Origin of the sequence: Chitinophaga sp. HK235 (assembly GCF_018255755.1) — a bacterium.
GTDB lineage: Bacteria > Bacteroidota > Bacteroidia > Chitinophagales > Chitinophagaceae > Chitinophaga.
On the sequence record NZ_CP073766.1, the window covers coordinates 6,074,057 to 6,096,348 of the forward strand.

General features: G+C 48.0%; 16 protein-coding genes. 13 read left to right on the plus strand and 3 right to left on the minus strand.

All coding sequences use genetic code 11. The annotated features are described in order from the left end of the window. Positions 1-40: 40 nt before the first annotated feature. Positions 41-1,417 carry an alpha-L-fucosidase gene (locus KD145_RS23055; protein ID WP_212001991.1) on the minus strand — a complete coding sequence of 459 codons (1,377 nt, stop codon included), beginning with the start codon at positions 1,415-1,417 and terminating at the stop codon, positions 41-43. Positions 1,418-1,917: 500 nt separating this feature from the next. On the opposite strand from KD145_RS23055, the gene KD145_RS23060 reads away from it, so the two are divergent. Both KD145_RS23060 and KD145_RS23065 read left to right on the plus strand, forming a co-directional pair. Beyond that, positions 1,918-3,438, plus strand: coding sequence for a sulfatase-like hydrolase/transferase (locus KD145_RS23060; RefSeq protein WP_212001992.1), 1,521 nt, complete (start codon positions 1,918-1,920; stop codon positions 3,436-3,438). Positions 3,439-3,931: 493 nt separating this feature from the next. Further along, positions 3,932-7,048, plus strand: a complete 3,117-nt coding sequence (locus tag KD145_RS23065) for a PQQ-dependent sugar dehydrogenase (RefSeq protein WP_212001993.1) — start codon at positions 3,932-3,934, stop codon at positions 7,046-7,048. A 261-nt stretch (positions 7,049-7,309) separates the two neighbouring features. Here KD145_RS23065 and KD145_RS23070 read toward each other — a convergent pair whose 3' ends face one another. Beyond that, positions 7,310-8,842 carry a malate:quinone oxidoreductase gene (locus tag KD145_RS23070; protein WP_212001996.1) on the minus strand — a complete coding sequence of 511 codons (1,533 nt, stop codon included), beginning with the start codon at positions 8,840-8,842 and terminating at the stop codon, positions 7,310-7,312. Positions 8,843-9,299: 457 nt separating this feature from the next. Between KD145_RS23070 and KD145_RS23075 the strand changes: the two genes are divergently transcribed. Then, the gene (locus KD145_RS23075) at positions 9,300-10,136 is read left to right on the plus strand and encodes a metallophosphoesterase (protein WP_212001998.1); all 837 of its coding nucleotides are present in this window, start codon (positions 9,300-9,302) and stop codon (positions 10,134-10,136) included. Between the two features lie 32 nt (positions 10,137-10,168). Then, positions 10,169-10,813 (plus strand): SMI1/KNR4 family protein, encoded by a 645-nt coding sequence (locus KD145_RS23080; RefSeq protein ID WP_212001999.1) that lies wholly within the window; start codon positions 10,169-10,171, stop codon positions 10,811-10,813. Between the two features lie 80 nt (positions 10,814-10,893). Here KD145_RS23080 and KD145_RS23085 read toward each other — a convergent pair whose 3' ends face one another. After that, positions 10,894-11,277: an SRPBCC domain-containing protein gene (locus KD145_RS23085; protein WP_212002003.1), complete on the minus strand. Its 384-nt coding sequence runs from the start codon at positions 11,275-11,277 to the stop codon at positions 10,894-10,896. A gap of 94 nt (positions 11,278-11,371) precedes the next feature. Here KD145_RS23085 and KD145_RS23090 point away from each other — a divergent pair, with 94 nt between their 5' ends. The 9 genes from KD145_RS23090 (at position 11,372) to KD145_RS23130 (ending at position 22,232) form a co-directional block, all read left to right on the plus strand. Then, positions 11,372-11,950, plus strand: coding sequence for a YdeI family protein (locus tag KD145_RS23090; protein ID WP_212002005.1), 579 nt, complete (start codon positions 11,372-11,374; stop codon positions 11,948-11,950). A 16-nt stretch (positions 11,951-11,966) separates the two neighbouring features. Next, positions 11,967-12,917, plus strand: coding sequence for a nitrilase family protein (locus KD145_RS23095; RefSeq protein WP_212002006.1), 951 nt, complete (start codon positions 11,967-11,969; stop codon positions 12,915-12,917). Between the two features lie 213 nt (positions 12,918-13,130). Then, on the plus strand, positions 13,131-13,877 hold the full coding sequence (locus KD145_RS23100; protein ID WP_212002007.1) for a DeoR/GlpR family DNA-binding transcription regulator: 747 nt from the start codon (positions 13,131-13,133) through the stop codon (positions 13,875-13,877). A 275-nt stretch (positions 13,878-14,152) separates the two neighbouring features. Continuing rightward, positions 14,153-17,272 carry a SusC/RagA family TonB-linked outer membrane protein gene (locus KD145_RS23105; RefSeq protein WP_212002010.1) on the plus strand — a complete coding sequence of 1,040 codons (3,120 nt, stop codon included), beginning with the start codon at positions 14,153-14,155 and terminating at the stop codon, positions 17,270-17,272. A 17-nt stretch (positions 17,273-17,289) separates the two neighbouring features. Beyond that, on the plus strand, positions 17,290-18,618 hold the full coding sequence (locus KD145_RS23110) for a RagB/SusD family nutrient uptake outer membrane protein (protein ID WP_212002012.1): 1,329 nt from the start codon (positions 17,290-17,292) through the stop codon (positions 18,616-18,618). A gap of 84 nt (positions 18,619-18,702) precedes the next feature. Next, positions 18,703-19,533 (plus strand): rhomboid family intramembrane serine protease, encoded by an 831-nt coding sequence (locus KD145_RS23115; protein ID WP_212002014.1) that lies wholly within the window; start codon positions 18,703-18,705, stop codon positions 19,531-19,533. Positions 19,534-19,582: 49 nt separating this feature from the next. After that, a complete protein-coding gene (locus KD145_RS23120) occupies positions 19,583-20,413 on the plus strand; it encodes a hypothetical protein (protein WP_212002016.1) in 831 nt (276 codons plus the stop codon). A 92-nt stretch (positions 20,414-20,505) separates the two neighbouring features. Continuing rightward, complete coding sequence (locus tag KD145_RS23125) at positions 20,506-21,528, plus strand: sensor histidine kinase (RefSeq protein ID WP_212002018.1); 1,023 nt, start codon at positions 20,506-20,508, stop codon at positions 21,526-21,528. Next, entirely contained in the window at positions 21,525-22,232 is a 708-nt protein-coding gene (locus KD145_RS23130) for a LytTR family DNA-binding domain-containing protein (protein WP_212002020.1), read from the plus strand. The genes KD145_RS23125 and KD145_RS23130 overlap by 4 nt, the downstream gene beginning before the upstream one ends. Positions 22,233-22,292 lie beyond the last annotated feature (60 nt).

Here is a 22,292-nt window from a genome sequence, read left to right on the forward strand (position 1 = left end):
ACAGGTGACAACGAAGTCTCATCTGTTGTCACCTGGTTTTTTATAAAGTGCCTGCTGTTTCAACTTTGATCACAGTAGCGATGGCATCAGGAGCTTGTGCAGGCACATTGATCACTACACCTTCATCGGTGGTAGTAGTGCTGAGTTTTTTGCCGCCAGCCAGCAGTTGGGCACTGTTGATTTTATTTTTCAGACCGGGGACCACCAGTTTACCATCGGCGGGCCAGTTAAATACATGGAGATAAAGAGTGGTATTGCTGCCATTTGTTTTCTTAGTGCAGCGGCCCCAGGGCAGCGCACCCAGCGGGCTTCCGTTGGTGGCGTAGATGGCTTCACCGTTTACTTTCATCCACTGACCGATGCCTTTAAGACCATCGATGCTGCCTTGTGGAAACTGCCCCAGTGCATCAGGTCCAATGTTCAGGAGGTAGTTGCCGTTTTTGGAGGCTATGTCTACGAGGTTTCTGATCAGTGTTTCAGTGCTTTTCCATTTGTTGTCGTAGTTTTTGTAGCCCCAGGTACCGTTCATGGTCATGCAGGTTTCCCAGTCGCGGCCATCGAGTTCAGACTGTGTAGGGATCTTTTGTTCTGGTGTTTTATAATCGCCAGGGAAGTTGGGCCTTTTGAGGCGGTCGTTTGTGATGATATTGGGTTGCAGAGAGAGTACAGCCTGCAGTTTTTTAGCAAATTCATCGGTCATGTTGGTAGGAGTGTCCCACCATAATACCGCTACATCACCGTAGTTGGAGAGCAGTTCCTTCACTTGGGGAACGGCTACTTCGTCGATGTATTCGCCCATGGTGGCGCTGGTTTGAGCCGGGTCCCAGTGGCCGGTATTGTCTTTCGTATAGGCGTCTATTTTAGCTGAGTCGGGGTTGGCCCATCCTTCGGAGGTTGCTTTGCGGGCGGCCGCACCACCGGGGTTGTTCCAGTCCTGTGCCTGGGAATAGTAGAAGCCCAGTTTAAGGCCGTATTTTTTACAGGCTGCCGCCAGTGGTTTCAGTACGTCTTTTCCATAAGGAGTGGCGTCGGCGATGTTCCATTTGCTGGCGCCGGATTTGAACATGGCGAAGCCGTCGTGGTGTTTGGCGGTGATAACGATGTATTTCATGCCGGCATCTTTGGCGGCTTTTACCCAGGCGTCGGCATCATATTTTACCGGGTTGAAGGATTTGGCCACCTGCTGATAATCGGCTACTGATATTTTACCGCGGTTCATGATCCATTCGCCACCGCGACCTATCTGGTGTCCCTGCCAGTTTCCTGCCAGCTGAGCATATACGCCCCAGTGGATGAACATGCCAAAACGGGCTTCCCGCCACCATTTCATGTGCTGATCCTGTGAAGTGGGTGTTTGTGCAAAAATGGATTGCGTGGCGCAGCTGAGCGCAAACAGAAAGAGTACTAGTTTTTTCATTACGTGTTATTAAACGGTGATAAATGCTGATTATTCTGATTTTCCTGATTCCGGATGAAATTATGAACCGTGATAAATGCTGATTTTTTTGATGCTCCTGATGATGAGTGCTGGCCGAAGTTTATGTATGGCATGCAAATGATCACAGGTGGGAAAAATCGTTTTTGTCAGGCTTACAGGGCTTTTTGTTCGGTTTTTTATTCTATTTTACTGCAATCGTTTGCATAATCTATACAAAAAATAAGCGCGGAGCGCTTGTCTGACATTGATGAATTTGATTTGGTTGATGCTGCTGATCTCATATTTTAATAAGTCTTCAGGAGCATAAAATTGTTGTACTAAAGATCGGGAATAATTCCCCCGTGGATTGTTGCGATTTTAACTTTTTGTCATGCTTTTTTCGCATTATCAGCCGGACTCGGAAAGAATTATACAATTCCGGAATCAGGTGTTATCTTAGCTGTTATCCTCATCTATCTAAAGCAGGAATAATGGTGAACATGAAATCAATCCTTGGGCTGGCCCTGGCTATTGGTATTGCCTTCCACGCCCATGCGCAAAAGCGGGCCGCTACGGCAGGTCCGAACATTGTACTGATCTATGCAGATGACCTCGGTTATGGCGACATCAGTTGTAATGGCGCCACCAAAATACGCACACCAAATATCGACCGTCTGGCATCACAGGGAGTCCGGTTTACCAACGGACATGCCTCTTCGGCTACCTGCACACCTTCCCGGTATTCCATCCTTACGGGCCAATACGCCTGGCGTAAGAAAGGCACTGGCATCGCCCCTGGGGATGCTTCCCTGATCATCGATACAGCCGTTACCACCCTGCCTTCGCTGTTGCGCAAAGCAGGTTATGCTACGGGCGCTGTAGGGAAATGGCACCTGGGCATCGGTGACAGCAAAGGGCCGGACTGGAATGGTGAACTGAAGCCGGGCCCGCTGGAAATAGGTTTCGACTACTGCTGGATCATGCCGGCTACGGCGGACCGTGTACCTTGTGTATATGTGGAAAACCACCGGGTAGCCAACCTGGACCCTGCTGATCCGATTAAAGTCAGCTATACAGCACCTATCGGTAACGAACCTACGGGGAAAAAGAATCCGGAGCTGTTGGTCATGCACTCATCCCAGGGCCACAACAATGCTATCGTTAACGGTATTGGCCGTATTGGCTTTATGCAGGGCGGTACCGCTGCATTGTGGAAAGATGACAGCATTGCCGCCGTACTAACGGAGAAGGCACAACGTTTTATTGTTGATCATAAAACTGCTCCTTTTTTTCTATACTTCGCTACGCATGATATTCATGTGCCCCGCGTTCCTGGCAAAGCCTTCGCCGGCAAAAGCGGCATGGGCGTGCGCGGAGACGCTATCCTGCAGCTCGACTGGACAGTTGGCCGCATTATGCATACACTCGACAGCCTGCACCTGAGCGATAATACCATCTTTATTTTTACGAGCGATAACGGTCCCGTTGTAGATGATGGTTATGCAGACCAGGCCAGGGAACTGCTCGGCGGGCATACACCTTCCGGCATTTACCGCGGTGGTAAATACAGCAACTTTGATGCAGGTACCCGTGTGCCGCTGATCATCCGCTGGCCCGGAAAAAGCCGCCAGGGCGTGTCCAATGCGCTGGTAAGCCAGGTCGATTTGCTGGGTTCCTTTGCTGCTCTTACCGGTCAGCAGTTGCAGCATGAAGATGGGCCCGACAGCTTTGATATGATGGCTGCATTCACCGGTAAAGACCTCAAAGGCCGTGAAAGCGTTATCGAACATGCCGGCATGCTCAGCATCATCAAAGGCAACTGGAAATATATTACTCCCGGCAACGGTGCGCGTTATGACAGCGCCACAGCAATAGAACTGGGCAACGATCCCGCTCCACAACTGTATGACCTGCGCAAAGATCCGGGTGAAAAAAACAATGTGGCCGCACAATACCCGGCTGTGGTGAAGGAACTGTCTGCACAGCTGAAAGCCTTAAAAGATGCAGGCAGAAGCCGGTAATTTTTAAATAAGATATTTTGCTTTAGGCTACTTTCAGCTACCAACGCTTCGTCTTTCAATACCAACCAGATTATCAGTACTCCTTCCTGTTTTAAAGTATTACTTTTCAACAGGAAGGATTTTTTGTGACCATTCCCTCAAAAAAACTCTTTGAAATTTGCAAACGATTGCATATTTTCGGTACAGCCAGGATCTGATTGCCCATCTTTGTAGTGTGGGAGCATAGATAATTGTTAGCTTCGTCTCTGAACGTTTTCCACCGGAAACTGCCTGTAGCCCAGTGTTGTTGAAAACCCGTTTCCCTTACGACTGTTTTTTGGAAGTTTTAAATCAACACTTTATGAAGTCCCCGTAATGCCATCATGCTTGTAACAGGAGTACCCTGCCTGTAGCCGGAACCATTTTGCAGCGTATAACAGTAATGAATATACGCTGATGGGAAGCGCATGTTTTTTATAACCCTCATTATCCACCTTTAAAGTTTTCTCCCTTTATGAAAAAAAGATACGCAATGATTTTATTGTTGCTGTGGTCTCTCACGACGCTGTCGCAATCCCTGCCATCCAATTTTCAGCGGGTGCAGGTAACAGGCGGCATCAGCAATCCTACATCCATGGCCTTTCTACCGGACGGTCGTATACTGGTATGCCAGGAAACAGGCCAGCTACGTGTAGTCAAAAACGGTGCTTTGTTGTCCACACCGGCCGTTACGTTGTCTGTCAATAGTAGTGGAGAACGTGGCCTGATTGGTGTGGCCACAGATCCTAATTTTGCCAGCAATCATTATATCTACCTGTATTATACGCATACGTCGGGGCCGCACAACCGGGTAAGCCGTTTTACCATGACGGGCGATGTGGCCGGGTCCGAAACGGCTATACTGGACCTGCCTACGCTAAGCGCTATCTACCACAACGGTGGCGGCCTCTCTTTTGGCAACGATGGTAAGTTGTACGTGTCTGTTGGTGATAATAAGGTAGGTGCCAATGCGCAGAACCTGGACAGCTACATGGGTAAGTTGTTGCGTATCAATACCGACGGTACCGTGCCGGCAGGCAACCCTTTCAGTGGTGGTGCACAACGCAGCCGCGTGTGGGCGTACGGGTTACGCAACCCCTTTACCAATGCCATCGATCCTGTTACCGGTAAGATCTACATCAATGATGTAGGTGAATCCACCTGGGAAGAAATCAACGATGCCACCACCGGTGGCCGTAACTTCGGATGGCCCGACCAGGAAGGTAACTGCAGCGGTTCCTGCACCGGCCTCACCAACCCCATCTACCGCTACAGCACCAACAGAAACGCTGCTCCTCCTGATGGACAGGGCTGCGCCATCAATGGTGGCACCTTCTTCAACGGCGCCATCAGCAACTATCCCGCTACCTATAACGGTAAATACTTTTTCCTCGACTACTGCGGCGGCTGGATCAATTACCTCAACCCCGCTTCTCCCTCCAGGAGCGCTTATGCTACTGGTCTGGGTGGTGGCCTCGTATATCTCAAACAGGGCCCTGACGGTAATCTGTATTACCTGAGCCGCGATAACAGCGCATTATATAAGATTGTGTACACCGGCACGCAGGCGCCTTCGATCACAACACAGCCGCAGCCGGTTACTGTACCGCAGGGCCAAACAGCGACCTTCAGTGTTACCGTAGTCGCTAACCCGGCGCCTACCTATCAGTGGCGGAAAAATGGCGTTAATATCAATGGTGCTACGACCGCTACTTATGCCATCGCCAATGTACAGCCGGCTGATACCGGTCTTTACAGTGTTGTGGTTACCAACAGTGCCGGCAGCGTTACCAGCAGCAATGCCCGCCTCAGTGTAACCAAGCCCAATACCCTGCCTGTAGCCACTATCACCTCTCCACTTAATAATGGCAAATTCCGTGCAGGCGATACCGTTAGATTCTCCGGTACCGGCACCGACGCGGAAGATGGTGTATTGCCTGCCGGCGCTTTCCACTGGTGGGTAGATTTCCATCATGCCAACCATGTCCACCCCGGACCGCAGTTGCCAGACAGTGTTACCAGCGGCAGATTTGTCATTTCCGCCGAAGGGCATACCGAAACAGATATCTGGTATCGTATACTCCTTTCCGTTAGAGATAGCCGGGGCGAGCTCGACACCACCTATGTGGAACTGTTCCCAGTGACTTCCAACATCACACTGCAAACGCAGCCCGCCGGTTTACAAATAAAACTCAACGATATTCCTTTCACCGCACCGTACAGTACCCCTACTTTGTCCGGTATGGTCAGGCCGATGGAAGCTGTGTCCCCACAGGTGCTCAATGGGGTAACCTATATTTTCGACCATTGGGCACACGGGGGCAGCAGAGTACAGAACATTACTATCACCGACAGTGACACCACCTACACCGCAGTGTTCAGGGCAGGAGCGGCTACCATCCAGCTGCAGCCGGTACAGGACGCTTATGTGCGGGATGGTACCAATGCCGGAACTACTTTTGGCACCACCGACTCTACTTTCCTGATCACCAAGGTATCGCCGGCCGGACAACTGAATAATGCCCGCGAAGCCTACCTGGCTTTTGATCTCACCAATACCGCGAGCGCAGTGTCTTCTGTCGTGCTGAAAGTGTATGGTCGTGTAGACGGTACCGTAGCCATGAGTGTACCGGTAGGTGTATATCCGCTGAGCAACACCACCTGGCTGGAGAAAACCATTACATGGAACAACAAACCCGCTTCCGGTGCCAATTTGCTGGCATCAAGCGTACTCACCAACGACAGTGCCCGTTACTATACCTGGGACGTGACCAGCTATGTACAAAGTGAGCTGGCAGCCGGCAGGAAAAAAATAGCTTTTGTCATGAAGAGCCAGCAGGCCCACGACCCGCGTATTTTCCTGAACTCAAAAGAAGCTGCCGCCAATCCGCCGTTGCTGGCTGTGATAGCCGATTCCACCGCTCCTTCTTCCTGTACGCCTGCAGTGGCCAGCGCGGATGATGGCAATGTGGCCGCCAACGCTACGGACAACGATATAAACACCCGCTGGTCTGCTTCCGGAGAGCAGTGGATACAGTTCTGTCTGGGTAGCGCCGCTACTGTCAACGGTGTGGATATCGCCTTTTATAAAGGAGATACCCGTCGTGCCCTGTTTGATATACAGGTGAGCAACGATGCCATTACCTGGACCAACGCTGCTACCGGTCTGCAAAGCAGCGGCACCTCCACCGCTTTCGAAACATTTACTTTCAATGGGGTAACGGCGAAGTATGTACGAATTTCAGGTCATGGTAATAATGTCAATGCCTGGAACAGTTATGCGGAAGTGAAAATCAGGACTACCACACTGGCTGCTAAAGCCGCTGTAGAGGCCGTTATGAGTGCCTATCCCAACCCTGCCGCCACCACCCTCACCATTACACTGAGACTGCCGTCTGCAGGACATACCACCCTTGGCGTATATGATGTGACCGGCAAACAATTGCAGGTACCCATCAACAGCAATCTGCCGGAAGGTATCCATACCAGCAACCTGTCTGTTTCAGGATGGCCGGCTGGCGTGTATTTCCTCAAACTGGTGCACAATGGAAAAGTGGTCGTGAAACGAATAATTATTGCCCCCCAGGGCTAAAGCCCTGGGCTATATTTGAGGACGCTGATGTTTAATTATATTTCCGGAGTAGAAAATAGCTGCTTATGTTTCTGCGTTGAATTTTCTAAATAAAAAATAGCCCGGGATTTTAGTCCCGGGCTATTTTCTTTGCTATTATTCTTTGCTAAAATTCAAATCAAAATACGTGGGCTACATTCCAAACTTTCATTCCAGCATAGAAGTTTGGTGTGTGCTAACCAAATACCTCCGTACTAACCCCAACAAATATAGCCCAGGACTTTAGTCCTGGGAATCCAGAGCGACAGCCTGCATGGCTTTCAGCTCCAGAACGGATGTGGTCCAGTCGCGGAGCTCATCGCAGTGTTGCGGATTGTTGAGCAGAGACTGGCCGTAGGAAGGAATCATTTGTTTGAGTTTACGCTGCCATGCTTCTGTTTCAACGTAGTCTTTAAAGCAACGTTTCAGCAGGTTGAGCATGATAGATACTGCGGTGGAAGCGCCGGGTGAGGCACCAAGCAGAGCGGCGATAGTGCCGTCGGCTGCGCTGACTACTTCTGTACCGAATTCCAGGATGCCGCCGTGTTCGGGATCTTTTTTGATTACCTGTACACGCTGACCGGCAATTTCCAGTTTCCAGTCTTCCATACGTGCTTCGGGGTAGTATTCACGAAGTGCTTCGAGTCTGTCTTCCGGTTTCTGGCGTACCTGAGCGATGAGGTATTTGGTCAGCGGAATATTGTCGAGGCCTGCGGATACCATTGGGTGGATGTTATCTACTTTGATGGATTTGGGCAGGTCGAAGATAGAACCGTTTTTCAGGAATTTGGTGGAGAAGCCGGCATAAGGTCCGAACAGCAGTGCTCTTTCACCATCGATCATGCGGGTGTCAAGGTGGGGTACTGACATGGGAGGAGCGCCTACAGAGGCTTTACCATATACTTTAGCCTGGTGTTGGGCAATGATGTCGGGGTTGGTGCAACGCAGCCACTGGCCGCTTACGGGGAAACCACCGAAGCCTTTACCTTCAGGGATATCGGATTTTTCCAGCAGGGGCAGAGAACCACCACCGGCGCCGATAAATACGAAGCTGGCTTTGATAGTCTGTTTCTCGCGGGTTTCACGATCTTTTACTTTTATGATCCAGCTGCCGTCATCTGCTTTTTTCAGATCACGTACATCGTGGTTGAAGTGTATGTTGACACCATCCAGTTGTTCGAGGTGGTTGAACAGTGCACGGCTCAGGGCGCCAAAGTTAACGTCAGTACCCATTTCCATATGGGTGGCCGCTACTTTCTGGTTGGGGTCGCGACCCTCCATTACCAGTGGCATCCAGGCTTTCAGCTGTTCCTGGTCTTCGGAGTATTCCATCTTTTTAAACAGATGGCACTGCTGCAAAGCTTTGTATCGCTTCTTCAGGTAGTCTACATTCTCTTCTCCCCATACAAAACTCATATGAGGGATACTTTGAATGAAGGCTTGCGGGTTGGAAATAATATTGTTCTCTACCAGATAAGCCCAGAATTGCCGGGACACTTCAAACTGTTCGGCGATATTCACGGCCTTCTTAATGTCTACAGAACCATCCTGCTTTTGCGGCGTGTAATTCAACTCACAAAAGGCAGAGTGGCCGGTACCTGCATTGTTCCACGCATCAGAACTCTCTGCAGCTGCCATATCCAGTCGCTCAAAAATTTCAATGGTCAATTCTGGTTGTAACTCTTTCAGGAGTGTTCCCAGTGTAGCGCTCATAATTCCGGCGCCTATTAAAACCACATCCGGACCTGTTTCAGACGTACGCTTGCTTCTAAACATAACCCCATTTTTATTCGAGGTGCAAAGTTACAATCAAAACATTTAGGGAGGATAATAAAATGAAGGATTAGGACTAATATTAACAATCTGATTACAATTCTTTCTGAATAAATTGAAAGTTTAGATAGATGACGGGAAAAGAGCGTATGAAAACGATTGCTTTAAATGATTATAAATAATTGAAAATAAAACTGTTATAATATTTTGCATAATGAATTCTCAGATATGATTATGGCTTTTGGAAGTTTGATATTATCTTAAGCCAGCCTGATATTTTTTTGACAGACAAGCTGCTTACTGCTGAGGTTGTACTTTTCATGGATCACTCCCCGAAACAGGAGCGTGATTTTTATAGTTATCAAGTCGTACCTCCTTATATAATATAGCAACATTTTACTTTTCCGTTAATATATCATGGCTGCTATTGATTCCATATTGGAAGCACTAATTTTAACGCATGATGAACAGACGAGAATTCTTCCGCGGCATATCCGCCGCCATCGTTATCCAGGCCGCCGGCCGGGTAGCTACCGCCGCCACCAGAATGGACTTTGAGCGTAAAACCGTATTCCGCTTCGCCATCGGCTCCGATTGGCACTATGGAGAACAGGGTACACAATATGAGCAGTTTTACCACGACCTCGAAAAGGCGTTTCAAACCTATGAGAAAGAAAATCCCTGCTCCTTCTTTGTTCTCAACGGAGACGTTATCCACAACGATCCGGCCTTTATGACGCCGGCATCCACACTCTTCAAACAAATACATCCCCGTGTATTCGCTACCCGTGGCAACCATGACCATGTGACAGCCGAAGCCTGGCAGCAGGCCTGGGGCCACCCGCTCAACCACGACGTGGTAATGGGTAACAACGTGATCCTGCTGGGCGATACCGCCGATATCGAAGGTAACTACCTGAGCCCTGATGTAGCCTGGTTCCGCGAGAAACTGGAACAACATAAAAAAGCAGCCAACATCTTCATCATTATCCACATCACTCCGGTGAAATGGACCAAACACGGCATCGATGCGCAGGAATTCCAGACCCTGATCAAACAATATCCCAATATCAGAGCGGTCTTTAATGGTCACGATCACCAGGAAGACAGTGTGAAATACCTCGACGAAAAAATTCCTTTCCTCTGGGATGGCCACGTAGGTGGTAGCTGGGGTGTCGACTATCACGGCTTCCGTGTAATAGAACTCAAGGAAGACGGCAGCCTGTTGTCATTTGTAATGAACCCCTATCAGAAACAGGGTGAACTGACCTTTAAACGTGCAAAGGCGAACAAATAGCATTATCTTGCCTGCGTAAATGACCTAATAAGATGACGATACTGGAAACGATAGAGAAAGACTACGATTTTACCTATCCCTCGTTGTATAAACAGTTGAGTAAAGACGGTATGCTCGACTGGGGCGTATTGGGGCCGGAATGGTTTAATAACGAGTTTCCACACCTCCGGGAAAACCCTCCTTTGCTGCTGTTTGCCGACGATTTTGAGATTATGGAGGAAGATGATATTTCAGAGGGGATGCAGGAAGGAATGCTGTTTGCCGACGAAACCCACCGCTTTGTACCTTTTGGTGTGACTGGTGCCGGCGATTGGTACGCCTTTTATTATAACCTGCAGGATGGAAATGACGTGCCGGTGGTGCTGGTGTATCATGATAGCAACGAAGCAGTGGTACTGGCCAAAAATCTGCAGGACTTTATTTTCGCGCAGCTGCTGGAAGCCGTTACCAATCCCGATCCGCAATATCCCGGCCTCATCGCCGACGGAGACATGCAGGAAAATACCCGGCATTTCCTGCGTACACATGCGCCTTATATAACACCGCATCAGCAGGAAATCGTGGCAGAAACTTACCGTAAAGGCTCTCTGACAGGAGAAGAGCTGCAGGCCATCCTGGAAGCTGAGATCAACTTCGAATGGCTGGACAGCAGTTTCCCTTATCAGGTGAATGAATAAATTTTTGATTTGCGATTTTTTGATTTAGGGATTGAAGTAAATTCCTAAATCAAAAAATCGTAAATCACAAAATCATCAGGTTATTCCTTATAAAAGTCGATCAGCGCCCCGAAATAGGCTTCCTGCCAGCCGGCGGTAATATCTTCATAGGCCTCGTCAGGAATATTGGTATGCCTCAATTCCGCGTCGGTGCCCTTTTTGCTGGGATGAAGAATAATAGTGACAATAGATGCCGCTTCTTCATCTTCCCCAAAATACCATTGCTGTACGATCTTCCTGCCTGGCTCAAATTCCAGGTTCTTGCCCACAATGCTTTCTTCCCACATAGAGAATTCAGACCCCGGTTCAGTAGACATTTCTGCCACTTCTCCTGTCCATAACCGGATAGTAGCCGGGTTAGTCAGTGCAGCATAAACTTCCTCCGGTTCAGCTGGTATTATAAAATGTTTCTTAAAATCTTTCATATCAGTTCGTTCTAACCCAAAGCTAGTTAATTTTGATTTTGTTGATTATCAGAAATAGTATTTATCTTTTACTTAATAATCTATCGTACCCCGTATGGATAATAAACCCACATTTTTCGAAACGAGTGAAGCATTCCGTCAATGGTTAGATAAAAACCATCACAAAGCAGAAGAATTGCTGGTAGGATATTATAAAGTTGGTTCCGGTAAAAAAAGTATGTCATGGTCAGAATCAGTGGACGAAGCTATTTGTTTTGGCTGGATAGATGGTGTCCGGAGATCTATTGATGACGAGCGTTACAGTATTCGTTTTACGCCCCGTAAACATAAAAGCATCTGGAGTGCGATCAATATCAAAAAAGTGGAAGACCTCACCAAAGCCGGCAGGATGATGCCTGCGGGTGTCGCTGCCTTCAACAAGCGGGAAATAGAGCGTTCGGCCATCTATGCCTATGAACAGAAAGAGACTCCCCCGCTTTCTGAAGCATATGAACAACGTTTCCGGGCCAATAAAAAAGCCTGGGAGTTTTATCAGAAAATGGCGCCTGGCTACCGGATGCTGACTGCCAACTGGGTGATGTCTGCCAAACAGGAGGCTACCCGGGAAAAGCGTTTGTCGGAGCTGATCCGTGACAGTGAAGCCGGAACAAAAGTGAAGAAATATAACTACTAAGTATATACGATTATTTATGAAGAATATTAAAGTTGCATCAGCACAATTCGAAAACAAAAGCGGAGACAAAGCTTACAATCTTCAACAGATTAATGACCTGGCGGCCAAAGCAGCTGCCGATGGCGCACAGGCTATCGCCTTTCATGAATGTTCCGTTACCGGCTACACTTTCGCCCGGGGCCTCTCCCGTGAACAGATGCTGGACCTGGCAGAGTTTATCCCCGACGGCCCCAGTATTCAACGATTAACCGCCATCGCCCGGGAACATGATATCGCTATTCTGGCCGGCCTGTTTGAAAAAGATGCTGCAGACAAATTATACAAAGCCTATGTGTGCGTGGATAAAAACGGACTGGTGGCTAAATACCGCAAGCTGCATCCTTTCATCAATCCATATCTTACGCCTGGCGATGAATACGTGGTGTTTGATCTGCTGGGATGGAAATGTGGTATCCTGATCTGCTACGATAACAATGTCATTGAAAATGTAAGAGCTACCAGCCTGCTGGGTGCCGACATTATCTTTATGCCACATGTGACGATGTGTACGCCGTCTTCCCGTCCGGGTGCAGGTTTTGTGGACCCTGCCCTCTGGCACAACAGAGCAGCAGACCCTACCTCCCTGCGCATGGAATTCGATGGACTCAAAGGCCGCAGCTGGCTGATGAAATGGCTGCCGGCACGCGCCTACGACAATGCCGTATACGTGGTGTTCTCCAACCCCATCGGCATGGATGATGACCAGCTGAAAAACGGTTGCTCTATGATCCTCGATCCTTTCGGCGATATCATCGGTGAATGCCGTAAGCTGGATAATGATTACACCGTGGCCACCCTGACACCCGAAAAGCTGCAGCAGGCCGGTGGACACCGTTACCGCAAGGCTCGCCGCCCCGATCTGTACCGCGATGTTATCGGACAGGAACATACGCCGGAACAGAAGGTGGTATGGCTGGACAATAAATAATTGCTACACTAATATTTTTTAAGGAGATGATCATTCGGTGTCCTATCGGGTGATCATCTCCTTTTTAATGCAATCCATCTCCCTGAAAAATATTTCCCTAAAAAAAATATTGCAGGTGGGTCCTGCGTTTAATGCAGAAATCTGCAGGAAAATGCATTTTTATATTTGTTTGAATGCGTTTTTTTGCCGAATTTAAAGTAGAATCATCTTCCAATGTTAAAGAAGGAACGCCAGGCATATATCTTACATCAGGTCAACCTGCACAACAAGGTATTGTCCTCTCACCTGAGTGAGCAGATGGGTGTTTCTGAAGACACGATCCGGCGTGATCTGGCATCGCTGGCACAGGAAGGGAAGATCCTGAAAGTACATGGTGGCGGATTGTCTAATTCATTTCACCAGGGGATTGTTTCACAGGATGTTTATGCCATTGAGGAGAAGCGTGTGATTGCGCTGAAAGCGGTGGAACTGATACACGACGGCATGTTTGTGCTGACAACAGGTGGCACTACCATATTACAACTGGCCAGAATATTGCCAACTGAATTGCGGGCCACCTTTATCACCGTTAGTTTGCCGGCAGCATTTGAATATGCCAACCATCCTAATATTGAAGTGATTGTCATCGGGGATAAGCTGGCCAAAAATTCAAAGATCACCGTTGGCGGCGAAGCGATCTCCAAAATAAGGGATATCCGTGCCGACTTGTGTTTCCTCGGAGTAAATGCCATCGATGTAGAGGCCGGCCTCACAGATAACGACTGGGAAGTAGTGCAGGTAAAAAAAGCCATGGTCAGCACCGCCAGAAAAGTAGTAGCACTCTGCATCTCCGAAAAAGTAAATACGGCAGAACATCTGAAGATATGTGACATAGAAGACATTGATATGCTGATCACAGAGTTACCACCAAAATCGAAGAAATTACAACCATATAGCAGTAAGGGAATAAAAATTATATAAGAACCATTTTCATTTTTATCATCCGTATTATCAACAAATAGCCCTCCCGGGCTGTTTTACAGGACAACTAGCGGTAAAAGACTGAATGTTTGAAGAACGTTCCGGGACAACACGTTTTGACATAACAGACAACAGGCAGCGAAATGCTGTACCTGTTTGTTTAACTATTTATCATTAACAAATAAAAAGAAAGCAACAACAGTCGTCAACCACTCAACAGCTTTAGCAGCTGCTTACAAGCAACCAGCAACAGTAACTCTAATTAAATTTTTTTTATGATCACGCGTCTATTTATGCGATTGACAGAGGGCCGCCGTGTGCTGCTTTTTCTGTTGATGACCTGCCTGGCAGCCACCGTCAGTGCACAGGTTAAAATATCCGGTAAGGTGACAGACGAAACCGGAACTCCCTTACCTGGAATCACGGTAACACTGAAGAACACCAAACTAGGCTCCAATACTTCGGTAGATGGTATCTATAGTTTTATGGCCAATGTACCGGCCGGCAACTATACTCTGGTTTTTACCGGTATCGGCTTTACTTCCCAGGAAATACCCGTCACTATTGGTACCAGCAATATCACCAGAGATGTGAAGATGGGAACCTCGGTATCCAAACTGGATGAGATAGTCGTTACCGGTACCTCTCAGGGTACCACCCGTCGCCAACTGGGAAGTTATATCGCCTCCGTAAAGGCAGACGATCTTAACAAAGGCGCTACCGGCAACGTACTGGCAGCCCTCCAGGGTAAAACAGCCGGCGCCCAGATCACCCAGAACTCCGGCGACCCTTCAGGTGGTATATCCGTGAAACTCAGAGGTATCAGTACCATCAACGGCTCTACGGAACCACTCTATATTGTGGATGGTGTAATTGTGGATAACTCCACCACCCGCGTTACCAACGCCGATCCCAACTATGCAGGCGCCAACTTCGTAGGTGCTGTCGGACAAAACCGTATGGCCGACATCAACCCGGATGATATTGAAAGAGTAGAAGTACTCAACGGCGCCGCGGCTGCAGCTATCTACGGTTCCAGGGCCAACGCCGGTGTAGTACAGATATTCACTAAAAGAGGAAGTTCCGGCAAACCGGTGATCAACTTCTCCACAGGCCTGTCTATCAACGAGCTGCGGAAAAAACTGAGTGTCAACAGGGCTCCTACTAAATTCGGTGGTAATCCTCAGGACTCCACACAAAATATCCTCACGCCCGCCGTAGTCAGCACTTTCCCGGTACAACGCTTCGACTACCAGGATTTTATTTTCCGTACCGGCGTAGGCACAGACAACAATATCTCCATCGCCGGTGGTAAAGACAAAACCAAATACTACGCTTCTGCCAGCTACTTCTACAACCAGGGTATCATCAAAAATACAGACTTCAACCGCTTCAGCTTCAGAGTCAACCTGGACCAGGAAGTTACCAAATGGCTGAGTGTTAATGCCACCGTTAACTACATCTACAGCAAGTCGAATGAAAAGCCGGATGGCAATACCTTTTATTCACCGATGAACTCCGTCACCATCCTGGGTAACTACTACGATATTCAGCAAAGGGATGCATTTGGTAATCTCCAGAAAGTGGGTAACCTGGGCCGTGTAAACCCCGTATCCATCATCCGGGATTTCCGCCAGCAACAACAGGTGGGCAGGGTGATTACCGGTGTGGGCCTGAAACTCAATCCCATCAAGAACCTGACGGTAGACTATCACGTGGGTATCGATAACTATTACCAGTACGGTACCACCTTTATTCCACCATTCGCCTATAATGTAAGTACCAGCTTTTTCGGTGGTGGTACAGCGTTGGACCCCGCCCAGAACGGTTATGCCAGCGTAGGCGCCAATAATTCACTGTTGCTCAACCACGACGTGAACGCTACCTATAACGCCAGCATCAATAAGGACCTGGAATCTGTAACACAGGTCGGTTACTCCGTACAATATCAGCGACAACAATATTCCCTGCAACAGGGCAGAGGTATGCCTCCCTTTGTACAGACTGCCGACAGAGCCACGACCGCTATTCCGGGCAGTGATCAACGTACGGAGCTGTCTATCTCCGGGGAATATATCCAGCAGAACTTCAAATTCCGCAATCAGCTGTTCCTGACCGGCGCCCTGCGTGTGGATGGTTCTTCTGTTTTCGGTAGTAGTGAACGTAACCAGCTGTATACTAAACTAAGCGGCAGCTACGTGATCTCCGGCACAGATTTCTGGGGTAAATCCTCTATCTCCAAATGGTGGACCCTGCTGAAACTGCGTGCAGCCTACGGCGAATCCGGCAACCTTACCGGCATCCCCGCCTATGGACGTTTTAACACCTATAACGCCAATGCTTTTATAGGAGCTTCCGGTTTTCAGGGACAGACCACCTTCACCGATCCCAACGTAAAACCAGAGAAACAGAAAGAGCTGGAAATAGGTACAGATATGTCGTTTCTGGAGGATCGTATAGGCCTCAGCGTTAACTACTACCGTAAAAAAGTGAACGACCTGCTGATTAGCAGAGCGGTAGCGCCTACCAAAGGTTATCAGTTTATACTGAGCAATATCGGTTCTCTTCAGAACAATGGTTTTGAAGTGGTGCTGAACGCCATACCGGTGAAAACCACCAATTTTACCTGGAGTCTCACCGCTATCTACAACCGCAACAGGAATAAAACATTGAGCATAGGACAGTCACTCATATTGCTGAACACTGTCGGCGGTGCACCGGTAGGGATTGCCAACGGAGAGCCTATCGGATTTTTCTACGGCACTTTCTTCGCCAGAGATGCCAATGGTAATATCATCACGAATGCCAAGGGCATACCTTTAACAGAAAGAGGCATACAGAACGGGCCTTTAACGTATACCCCTCAACGTGATCCTGCCACCGGTCTGCCTCTGGCTACTGCGCCGGCCCTCAATAAAATAATCGGAGATCCTAATCCTGACTGGACAGGTACTTTCACCACTGACCTGCAGTACAAAAAACTCGGGCTGCATATCCAGCTGGATGCGGTACAGGGAGTAGATGTGTTTAACGCGGACTTCAGGACCCGTCAGGGTGTGGATAATGGTAAAGTAGCAGAGCAGGAAGACCGCGGACAGCTGCCCAGAGGATACATTGCCGGCGTGTACAATATCCAGGAGTTCAGGATAGACGATGGCAACTTTGTAAAGCTGCGTGAAGTATCGCTGAGCTATGATTTTGGCAACAAAGTGGTGAAAGGGCTGAATAACCTCACCGTGAGCCTGGGAGGCCGTAACCTCATTTCATGGGACAACTACAAAGGCTACGATCCGGAAGTGAATGCCGCCGGTCAGAGCACGGTATTACGCGGGATAGACTTCGGGGCTGTACCCATCCCCCGCACCTACAACCTGACCGTCCGTGCTAAATTCTAACTACTAAACAGATGATCATGAAACGATATACTGCGCTCTATAAATATTTGGTCATGGCAGCACTGGTGCTGTGTGTTATGACTGCCTGCAAAAAAGATTACCAGGACCCTTCGGGGCCTTCCCTGGAGCAGGCTTACAGTTCTCCTCAGGCACTCACAGATGTGGCTGTGGGTTTGCAGGCTTGGTATGTAAAAGACAGGATAGGACTGATATATACCACCACTACTTCCGGCAGCCTGCTGACCGGTGAAACATTTGTCACCAATCCTGGTAACGCGGATGAAGGCCAGCTGGCCACCGGCGGCAATACCTTGCTCAACAACAACGTGGTGGTGACCGGCATGTGGTCTGTGACAAACAAAATAGCCTATGAAGCAGACAAAGTGCTCAATAAGACCAATAGTGTGGTGGCTGATAAAGGCTTCGCCAGCGGATTGATTGCTTATACTTCTATTTTTAAGGCGCTGGCGCTGGGTGTACAAGCCAATTACTGGGAGCAGGTGCCTGATACCACCAGTCAGCCAGACAACCAGACTAACGCCGTTCATTTTATCCCGGCTCAACGAGGGTATGCCAGGGCGGTACGCACCATCGATAACGCGCTCAATACCATTGCCGCTACACCGATAGGAGCCAATTTCGCACCCAGTATACCCAAGGGTATCAATATTGTAAATACCCTCTATGCACTCAAAGCCCGTTATGCACTCTGTGCCGGCGACTACGCCACTGCGCTGGATGCAGCCAATAAGGTAGATCTTACTGTTGCTGGTATCAGTACCTTCAACTTTAACCCGCAGGTGCCCAACCCTATTTTTATACTGGTAGCGTCTACCAGCAATATCTATCAGGTGGTGGATTCCACCATGGGGCTGCCCGTGGGCATACAGCCTGATCTGGCAGATGCCCGCATACCTTTTTATATCTCCCGGCCACCTAATGGCAAACCTACCAGGTTTGCGATCGGCGGCTTCTTTACCTCCAATATCCAGTCCATTCCTGTATTTCTGCCCGGAGAAATCACACTGATCAAGGCAGAATGTTATGCCCGGATGAACAACCTGGCACAGGGGCTGGCAGAGCTGAATAAAGTAGTGACCAAAACGCCGGCACAGGATCCTTTTGGCGTAGGGGCCGGACTGCCGCCTGTCGTGGTTGGCAATATCCCCGACCTGCTGACACAGATATACAGAAACCGCCGCATCGAAATGTTTATGTCAGGACAGGAAGTGGAAGATGAAAGACGTTTTGGCCGCCCCGTTGGTGAGCGGAAACGTAACTTCTTCCCTTATCCTTTTGTGGAAAGAAATGATAATACCAATACACCGCCTGATCCTATTTTCTGATAGTTGTATTATCTTTATGAACGGCAGCCAGGTATCACTGACTGCCGTTCATATTTTATCCTGTACCCTTAATGTCCTGTTGCCATGAATGATATCGGCATTGTAACCCTGGTATTGACCCTGTTGAATCTGGTAGTGTCCTATAAAGGATTTAAAAACACCGCTTTTTATTACAACCATTCTTTTATTGTAGATGAAATACTGATCCACAAGGAATATGGACGTCTGGTTACTTCCGGCTTCCTGCATACCAGCTGGATGCATCTGATTTTTAACATGATGTCGCTCTGTTTTTTCAGTGGGGCAGTGGAAGCGGTGTTAGGCATCAAATATTTTCTGTTCATTTATATGACCAGCATGGTAGGTGGTAACCTGTTGTTGTTGTTTGTTCATCGTCATCATGGGGATTATAGTGCTGTAGGCGCATCCGGAGCGGTATGTGGTATCATCTTCGCGTCCATCGCACTGTTTCCGGGCATGGGCATCGGATTCTTCGGCATACCGTTGTATATCCCCGGCTGGATATACGGTGCCGGATATACGCTGTATACCATCATGAAGATTAAATCAAATAATGACAGTACGGCGCATGAGGCCCACCTGGGAGGTGCTTTCATCGGACTGCTCTTTGCCATATGCTTGCATCCGAAAGTGGTAACGGAAAACTATCTGCCTTTACTGGCGATGATACTACCTTGTCTGGTGTTCCTGTATGTGCTCTTCCGTAAGCCACATGTACTGCTTACCAGTAACAGTACAGTAAAGCAATACCGGAACATCGACGATCTGTATAATCAGCAGCGGTCCATACAACAACAGGAAATAGATACTATACTTGAAAAGATCCATCACAATGGTATTAACAGTCTTTCTGAAGAAGAACGACTGAAATTGCAACAGTACGCTGAGAGATAAACTTGTTGCAATTATTTTTTCCTACATTGTTAAAAACTTATGCCTTTATATGAAATTATCTAGCGCTGTTCTGTGTTTCGCTGTACTATTTCTGGGAGCCTGCAAAAAGAATAATGACAATAGACCCGATGATCCGGCTGGTGTGAAAATTACCGCTATCTCAGATCTTCCTGCTTTTAAGTACCAGGGCGACCGGCTGGTGGCCATCGGAAATGAAACATTTACCTATGATAACAATGGCCGTATTATCGGCAGCCGTATTGAGCATAATGATACAGCGAATAATATCATCAACGGGTATATTTACAAAAGCACCTATGTATGGACTGGTAATACCTGCAGTGGCAGCATTGCCGATTCCATATATACCTTTTCCAAAACGACCACTGGAAAAGGTGTTGATTCCGAGCACTTTGAAAGCGGACTGGTATTGAGCAGCTATGGCTACAACTATGCCACCAACCGCCTGGATTCGCTGACCTTCACGCCTGGCAAATGGAATACGGCTTACTACACTTCCGTGAAATTTGAATATGATGCCAAAGGCAATATCAGCAAGGCGATTGCCTATGCCCGTGATTTTATATCTACCCCCGGTGTTCCGAGGGAAATTGTAGTGAAGATCACCTATCAGTACGATAATCACCCCAACCCTTTTTACGCGATGTATAAAAAATACGGGATGGTACTGCCTGCTCTGCAACGGTTTGCTGACATGGTGTCTCCCAACAACGTCATAAAAATGAATATCGCCATCGGTAATACCATCGAGCTGGTACAGCAATACAGCTATGAGTACAATCATGCAGGGTACCCGGTGAAAATCATCACCAATGGCGGTAATATAACCGGTCAGACAACTTATATCTCCTACGAATAATACCCGTTTTGTCTGCACATTTTGCCGTGTAGTCGCATACCGGGTTTTGCCGGAAGGGAAGGAAGGCACTTTGCTGTATATTTATACTGTAAATGAAAGTATTCCCGACATCCGCATATATTAACGTGATACTGCACGCGCTCATCTGGGGCATGCTGTTGTTCCTGCCGTATGCAGTATCTTCCGCTGAAAGTAATTATAGCATAGGCCCTATTCCCGGACCTTTTTTCACCATTGCCGGTGTGATCCATATGGCCATATTTTATGGCAATGCCTTTTATCTGTATCCACGGCTGATGAACCGGCGTTATTGGTGGCTGTATATAATTGCCGTTCTCCTGATGCTGATAGCGTCTTTTCAGCTGAAGTACCGTATTATGGTGTGGTGGTTTCCGGGGTTGCTGCAGAACACGGCTGCCTATCGTTTTGTATTTGGGCCCTCTATCGCAGTGTTTATTATCAGTCTCGTATACCGAAAGATACTCGACCGCATATACGAAGAAAAAAAGCAGAAAGAAAAAGAGGCCGCGCAGCTGGCCACAGAACTGAAGTTTCTGCGCTCACAGATCAGCCCGCATTTTCTTTTTAATGTGCTGACCAACCTGGTATCATTGGCCCGAAAAAAGTCCGACAGACTGGAGACTTCCCTGATCATGCTGTCTGAGCTGATGCGTTATATGTTGTATGATGCAGGTGGAGCCAAAGTGGCGCTGTCAAAGGAAGTTGCCTATCTCAACAGTTATATTGCCTTGCAGCAGCTTCGTTTTGGCAGCGATGTAACGATCGTATGTGATACTCCTCCACCAGCCGCGCTGGAAGGCCACATGATAGAACCCATGCTGCTCATCCCTTTTGTGGAAAACGCTTTCAAACATGGTACAGGTGTACTGCAACCTGTTATTCATATCCGGCTGTCTGTTAAGGAAGATGTGCTTACCTTTGAAGTAGAGAATCAATACGATCCGGTACAGGATATCAGTAAGGATGAAAGTTCCGGTATAGGACTGGCCAATGTGAAATCAAGACTGGAACTGCTGTACCGCCATCATTACCAACTGAAGATCGATGACGATCATAACCGGTTTTATATTAACCTAACGTTGAAGCTTATATGATGCGTTGTATTGCTGTAGATGATGAACAACTGGTCCGGGAACTGCTGGAAGATAATATCCGGCAGATACCTTTCCTGCAGCTGGTGGCTACCTGTAAAAATGCACTGGAGGCCATGGAGGTGTTACAAAAGGAATCTGTAGACCTGATCTTTCTGGATATACAGATGCCACGCCTCAGCGGCCTGCAATTTCTACAGTCGCTGCAACATCCGCCGCTGGTGATTCTGGTGACTGCCTATGAAAAATATGCCCTGGAAGGTTATAATCTGCAGGTGGTGGATTATCTGCTGAAACCCTTCAGCTTCGAGCGTTTCCTCAAAGCCTGTAATCGCGCCAACGAACTATTCCGTTTACAACAAACACCTGCCCCTGTTAAAACGTTGACTGACTTTTTTGTCAATGTGGAATACACGCAGGTGAAAATCGTTGTAGAAGATATTGAATATATAGAAGGATTAAAAGACTACATCAAAATCTACCTGTCATCTTCTCCCAAACCCATACTCACGCGCATGACCATGAAAGCGATCATGGAGAAATTGCCTGCTGAAGCTTTTGTCCGCACTCATAAATCCTACCTGGTAGCTGTGAAAAAAATTACGGCTGTCAAGCGTGATCTGGTTTGTGTGGGTGAAAAGGAAATTCCTGTTAGTGATTTTTTCAAGGAGAACATCAATCGTATTGTAGCAGGCCCTGAAAATTAATATACACAGACTTTTCCGTCTTGTCGCGACACTTCCCTGTATAGTCTCTTTGCCGGAATG

Coding starts and splice junctions, on each gene's coding strand:
- KD145_RS23055 (WP_212001991.1), bottom strand. CDS start 1,417: ATGAAAAAACTAGTACTCTTTCTGTTTGCGCTCAGCTGCGCCACGCAA.
- KD145_RS23060 (WP_212001992.1), top strand. CDS start 1,918: ATGAAATCAATCCTTGGGCTGGCCCTGGCTATTGGTATTGCCTTCCAC.
- KD145_RS23065 (WP_212001993.1), top strand. CDS start 3,932: ATGAAAAAAAGATACGCAATGATTTTATTGTTGCTGTGGTCTCTCACG.
- KD145_RS23070 (WP_212001996.1), bottom strand. CDS start 8,842: ATGTTTAGAAGCAAGCGTACGTCTGAAACAGGTCCGGATGTGGTTTTA.
- KD145_RS23075 (WP_212001998.1), top strand. CDS start 9,300: ATGATGAACAGACGAGAATTCTTCCGCGGCATATCCGCCGCCATCGTT.
- KD145_RS23080 (WP_212001999.1), top strand. CDS start 10,169: ATGACGATACTGGAAACGATAGAGAAAGACTACGATTTTACCTATCCC.
- KD145_RS23085 (WP_212002003.1), bottom strand. CDS start 11,277: ATGAAAGATTTTAAGAAACATTTTATAATACCAGCTGAACCGGAGGAA.
- KD145_RS23090 (WP_212002005.1), top strand. CDS start 11,372: ATGGATAATAAACCCACATTTTTCGAAACGAGTGAAGCATTCCGTCAA.
- KD145_RS23095 (WP_212002006.1), top strand. CDS start 11,967: ATGAAGAATATTAAAGTTGCATCAGCACAATTCGAAAACAAAAGCGGA.
- KD145_RS23100 (WP_212002007.1), top strand. CDS start 13,131: ATGTTAAAGAAGGAACGCCAGGCATATATCTTACATCAGGTCAACCTG.
- KD145_RS23105 (WP_212002010.1), top strand. CDS start 14,153: ATGATCACGCGTCTATTTATGCGATTGACAGAGGGCCGCCGTGTGCTG.
- KD145_RS23110 (WP_212002012.1), top strand. CDS start 17,290: ATGAAACGATATACTGCGCTCTATAAATATTTGGTCATGGCAGCACTG.
- KD145_RS23115 (WP_212002014.1), top strand. CDS start 18,703: ATGAATGATATCGGCATTGTAACCCTGGTATTGACCCTGTTGAATCTG.
- KD145_RS23120 (WP_212002016.1), top strand. CDS start 19,583: ATGAAATTATCTAGCGCTGTTCTGTGTTTCGCTGTACTATTTCTGGGA.
- KD145_RS23125 (WP_212002018.1), top strand. CDS start 20,506: ATGAAAGTATTCCCGACATCCGCATATATTAACGTGATACTGCACGCG.
- KD145_RS23130 (WP_212002020.1), top strand. CDS start 21,525: ATGATGCGTTGTATTGCTGTAGATGATGAACAACTGGTCCGGGAACTG.